Source organism: Protaetiibacter intestinalis, assembly GCF_003627075.1.
GTDB classification, from domain to species: Bacteria; Actinomycetota; Actinomycetes; order Actinomycetales; family Microbacteriaceae; genus Homoserinibacter; species Homoserinibacter intestinalis.
Genome location: NZ_CP032630.1, coordinates 1325239 through 1329823, shown reverse-complemented (window position 1 = coordinate 1329823; position 4585 = coordinate 1325239). Strand labels below are relative to the sequence as shown.

5 protein-coding genes are annotated in these 4585 nt (G+C 69.5%); 1 reads left to right on the top strand and 4 read right to left on the bottom strand.

Annotated elements, in window-relative coordinates:
* Positions 1-165 precede the first annotated feature (165 nt).
* On the top strand, positions 166-555 hold the full coding sequence (locus D7I47_RS06410; protein WP_157981653.1) for an SHOCT domain-containing protein: 390 nt from the start codon (positions 166-168) through the stop codon (positions 553-555).
* A 10-nt stretch (positions 556-565) separates the two neighbouring features.
* Here the strand turns inward: D7I47_RS06410 and D7I47_RS06405 are convergent, their stop codons facing one another.
* Genes D7I47_RS06405 through dnaK form a run of 4 tightly spaced genes read right to left on the bottom strand, consistent with a single transcriptional unit; the run spans position 566 to position 4456 of the window.
* Positions 566-994 carry a heat shock protein transcriptional repressor HspR gene (locus D7I47_RS06405; RefSeq protein WP_120762273.1) on the bottom strand — a complete coding sequence of 143 codons (429 nt, stop codon included), beginning with the start codon at positions 992-994 and terminating at the stop codon, positions 566-568.
* The gene (locus D7I47_RS06400) at positions 994-1965 is read right to left on the bottom strand and encodes a DnaJ C-terminal domain-containing protein (RefSeq protein ID WP_120762272.1); all 972 of its coding nucleotides are present in this window, start codon (positions 1963-1965) and stop codon (positions 994-996) included. Before D7I47_RS06400 ends, D7I47_RS06405 begins: the two co-directional genes overlap by 1 nt.
* A gap of 16 nt (positions 1966-1981) precedes the next feature.
* On the bottom strand, positions 1982-2596 hold the full coding sequence (locus D7I47_RS06395; RefSeq protein ID WP_227000896.1) for a nucleotide exchange factor GrpE: 615 nt from the start codon (positions 2594-2596) through the stop codon (positions 1982-1984).
* A gap of 3 nt (positions 2597-2599) precedes the next feature.
* Positions 2600-4456 (bottom strand): molecular chaperone DnaK, encoded by a 1857-nt coding sequence (dnaK, locus tag D7I47_RS06390; RefSeq protein ID WP_120762271.1) that lies wholly within the window; start codon positions 4454-4456, stop codon positions 2600-2602.
* Positions 4457-4585: the final 129 nt, after the last annotated feature.

The window sequence follows — 4585 nt, the reverse complement described above, 5'->3', positions numbered from 1 at the left end:
CTGTTCCATACGACCGGATCGGGGATCCTCGACGGGTGGGAGGCACACGGCCGCGTGGTGCTCATGCTAGCCACCTCGCACTGTCCCCCACCAGACCCAAGGTGTAGGAAGGTAAGACGACCGGGCATGTCGACGCCGGACACCTCGCGGACGAAAGGAACCGACATGAACTTCCTCCACAACATCTGGGACTTCCTCTGGGTCCTGTTCTGGGCGTTCGCCTTCGTCGCCTACCTCTTCGCGATCTTCGCGATCATCGGCGACCTGTTCCGCGACGACAAGCTGAACGGCTGGTGGAAGGCGCTGTGGATCATCTTCCTGATCTTCCTGCCGTTCCTGACCGCGCTCGCGTACCTCATCTTCCGCGGCAACGGCATGGCCGAGCGGGGCGCGAAGGCCGCGGCGGCGGACCGTCGGGCGACCGAGAGCTACCTGCGCGAGGTGACGGGCGGCAGCTCGCCCACCGACGAGATCGCCAAGGCGAAGTCGCTGCTCGACGCGGGCGCGATCACCGAGGACGAGTTCGCGATCCTCAAGGCGAAGGCGCTCGGCTGAGCCGAGCCGTTCAGGCGGAGGGGTCGTCCGAGCGCAGCGGGCGCCAGACGACGAGCTGGTTCTGCTTGCGCGCGCGGGTGCCCGCCCGCAGCGAGACGACCTCGCCCTCGGCGCCGGCCGCGAACACGCGCCGGCCGGGACGCGTGAGCAGCTCGTCGGCGAGCGCCGCCTCGAGCTCGCGCACCCGGCCCGTGAGCGCGGTCACCTGGTTCTCGAGCTCGAGGATGCGCCGCACCCCCTCGAGGTTGAGCCCCTCGGCCGAGAGGCGCGCGATCTCCCGCAGCTGCACGACGTCGCGCATCGAGTAGCGCCGCGACTGACCGGAGGTGCGCTGGGGGCTCACGAGCCCCATCCGGTCGTACTGGCGCAGGGTCTGCGGATGCATGCCCGCGAGCTCGGCGGCGACCGCGATCGCGAAGAGGGGGGTCGACTCGTCCATCATCCGCGCGCCTGATCCAGCAGCTCGTCGCGCGGGTTCTCGTCGGGGAGCGTCGCGGCGAACTCCTCGAGCTTCTTCTTCGCCTCCGCGCTCAGGTGGCTGGGGACCGCCACGTGCACGGTCGCGAGCAGGTCGCCCGTGGCCTTCGCCGTCGCCACCCCGCGACCCTTGACGCGCAGCACGCGCCCGCTCGGGGTGCCGGGTGCGACGCGCAGCCGCACCGGGTCGCCGTCGAAGGTGGGCACCTCGATCGTCGCGCCGAGCGCCGCCTCCGCGAACGTGACGGGCACGTCGAGCCGCAGGTTCACGCCGTCACGCTCGAAGACCGGATGCGGGCGCACGGTGACCGTGAGCACGAGGTCGCCCGCGGCGCCGCCGTCGGGGCTCGCCTGGCCCTTGCCGCGCAGCTTGATCTTCTGCCCGTCGGCGACGCCCGCCGGGATCTTGACCTTCGTGCTCTTGCCGCCCGGCAGCTGCAGGGTGACCGTGTCGCCGTGGATCGCGGTGGCGAAGTCGAGCGTCGTGGTGGCGGTGATGTCGGCGCCGGGGGTCGGTCCGCCGAAGCCGCGGTAGCCGCCCGTCGAGGTGCCGAAGCCGCCCCCGCCGAACATCCCGCCGAGCAGATCCTCGAAGCCGCCCTGGCTGTATGCCGTTCGGGTTCGACCGCCGCCGTTGAACATGCCGCCGAAGACATCCTCGAATCCGCCCGCGCCTCCCGGGGTGAACCGGGCGCCGGATCCCATGGCCCGCAGCTGGTCGTACTCGGCGCGCTCGTCGGGGTCGGACAGCACGGCGTACGCCTCGCTGATCTCCTTGAAGCGCGCCTCGGCGGCCGCATCCCCGGGGTTCGAGTCGGGGTGGAACTGCCGCGCGAGCTTGCGGTAGGTCTTCTTCAGCTCGGCGTCGGACACGTCCTTCGCGACGCCGAGCACGGCGTAGAAGTCCTTGTCGAACCAGTCCTGGCTGGCCATCGGACTCCTCTCTCGGCTAGGCGGACGGGGGTGCGCTCACGGCGACCTTGGCGGCGCGGACGAGCCGCTCGCCGAGGACGTAGCCGGGCTGGATGACGTCCTTCACGGTCTCGACCTCGACATCCGGATCGGGCAGCGAGACGACCGCCTCGTGGATGTTCGGGTCGAACGGCTCGCCCACCTCGCCCACGCGGCGCAGCCCGTACTTCTCGAAACCGGCGCGCAGCTTCTGCGAGACGAGGGTGAGCGGGGCGCCCTCGACGAGGTCGCCGTGGGCGTCGGCGCGGTCGAGGTCGTCGATCGCCGGCAGCAGCGAGCGGATCACCTCGGCGATGACCGCCTCGCGGTTCGCCTGACGGTCGCGCTCCACCCGCCGCCGGAAGTTCTCGAGCTCCGCCTCCGCGCGCGCGGCGCGGTCGCGGTACTCCGCCACGAGATCCTTCTCGGCGTCGGCGAGCAGCGCGAGGTCGTCGTCGCTCAGCCCGTCGCCGCCGTCCGGAGCCCGGTCGGCCGCGTCGGGGCGCGGCTCGCCGGTCTTCGGATCGATCTTCCGCTTGTCGTGGACCTTCGGCTCCTGCGGCTCATCGCCGCGAGCGTCCGGCTCCATGTCGTCGCGGTTCTTGTCCACCATGCCTTACTTCTTCTCGTCCTCGTCGTCGACGATCTCGGCGTCCACCACGTCCTCGTCGGAGGAGGCGGAGGAGGTGCCGCTCGTCGGGCTCGGGCCCTCGGCCGCGTCGGTGCTCGCCTGGTAGATGGCCTCGCCGAGCTTCGTCTGCGACTCGTTCAGCTTGTCGAACGCCGTCTTGATGGCGCCCTCGTCCTCGCCCTGGAGCGCGGTCTTGAGCGCCTCGATGTCGCCCTTCACCTCGTCCTTGACGGAGTCGGCGATCTTGTCCTCGTTCTCGGAGATGAGCTTCTCGAGCGAGTAGACGAGCTGCTCGGCGTTGTTGCGCACCTCGGCCGCCTCACGACGCGCCTTGTCCTCGGCGGCGTGCTCCTCGGCCTCGCGCACCATGCGCTCGATGTCGTCCTTCGCCAGCGACGAACCGCCGGTGATGGTCATCGACTGCTCCTTGCCGGTGCCCTTGTCCTTCGCCCCGACGTGCACGATGCCGTTCGCGTCGATGTCGAAGGTGACCTCGATCTGCGGCACGCCGCGCGGCGCCGGCGCGATGCCGGTGAGCTCGAAGGTGCCGAGCGCCTTGTTGTCGCGGGTGAACTCGCGCTCGCCCTGGAAGACCTGGATGGCGACCGACGGCTGGTTGTCGTCGGCGGTCGTGAAGGTCTCGCTGCGCTTGGTCGGGATCGCGGTGTTGCGCTCGATGAGCTTCGTCATGATGCCGCCCTTGGTCTCGATGCCGAGGCTGAGCGGGGTCACGTCGATGAGCAGCACGTCCTTGCGCTCACCCTTCAGCACGCCGGCCTGGAGGGCGGCGCCGACGGCGACCACCTCATCCGGGTTGACGCCCTTGTTCGGGTCCTGGCCGCCGGTGAGCTTCTTGACGAGCTCGGTGACGGCGGGCATGCGGGTCGAGCCGCCGACGAGCACGACGTGCGCGATGTCGGAGACCTTGATGCCGGCCTCCTTGATGACGTCGTCGAACGGCTTCTTGGTGCGGTCGAGCAGGTCGGAGGTCATCTGCTCGAACTGGGCGCGGGTGAGCGTCTCGTCGAGGTTGGCGGGGCCGTTCTCGGTGAGCGAGAGGTAGGGCAGCTGGATGCTCGCCGACATGCCGGAGCTGAGCTCCTTCTTCGCCTGCTCGGCGGCCTCCTTGAGGCGCTGCAGCGCGATCTTGTCGCCCGAGACGTCGACGCCGGTGGTGTCCTTGAACTTCTTGATGAGCCACTCGACGACGCGCTGGTCCCAGTCGTCGCCACCGAGGCGGTTGTCACCGGAGGTGGCGCGCACCTGGATGGTGGAGAAGTCGTCGTCCTTGCCCACCTCGAGCAGGGAGACGTCGAAGGTGCCGCCGCCGAGGTCGAAGACGAGGATGAGCTCGTCCTCCTTCCCCCGGTCGAGGCCGTAGGCGAGGGCCGCCGCGGTGGGCTCGTTGATGATGCGCAGGACGTTCAGGCCCGCGATCTCGCCGGCCTCCTTGGTGGCCTGGCGCTCGGCGTCGTTGAAGTACGCGGGGACGGTGATGACGGCGTCCGTCACGTCCTCGCCGAGGTACTGCTCGGCGTCGCGCTTGAGCTTCTGGAGGATGCGCGCGGAGAGCTCCTGCGGCGTGTACTTCTTTCCGTCGATCTCCTTCTTCCAGTCGGTGCCCATGTGGCGCTTGACGGAGGCGATGGTGCGGTCGACGTTCGTGACGGCCTGGCGCTTCGCGGTCTCGCCGACGAGCACCTCCCCGTCCTTGGTGAAGGCCACGACCGAGGGGGTCGTGCGGAAGCCTTCGGCGTTCGCGATGACGGTGGGCTCGCCGCCCTCGAGGACCGCGACCACGGAGTTGGTGGTACCCAGGTCGATACCGACTGCTCGAGCCATGTGCTGTTGCTCCTTGAAAGTTCTGTCGTGAGTCGCGGACTTGAGCCGCGACGTGTCAAGTTTGCACCCCATCCGGGGGCGATGTCAAGAAAGCTGAGTCGGGGCGACTCAAGGTGTGCGTGCCGACGG

Excerpts from the sequence above, each read along its gene's own strand:
- D7I47_RS06410 (WP_157981653.1), top strand. The coding sequence starts at position 166 with ATGAACTTCCTCCACAACATCTGGGACTTCCTCTGGGTCCTGTTCTGG.
- D7I47_RS06405 (WP_120762273.1), bottom strand. The coding sequence starts at position 994 with ATGGACGAGTCGACCCCCCTCTTCGCGATCGCGGTCGCCGCCGAGCTC.
- D7I47_RS06400 (WP_120762272.1), bottom strand. The coding sequence starts at position 1,965 with ATGGCCAGCCAGGACTGGTTCGACAAGGACTTCTACGCCGTGCTCGGC.
- D7I47_RS06395 (WP_227000896.1), bottom strand. The coding sequence starts at position 2,596 with ATGGTGGACAAGAACCGCGACGACATGGAGCCGGACGCTCGCGGCGAT.
- dnaK (WP_120762271.1), bottom strand. The coding sequence starts at position 4,456 with ATGGCTCGAGCAGTCGGTATCGACCTGGGTACCACCAACTCCGTGGTC.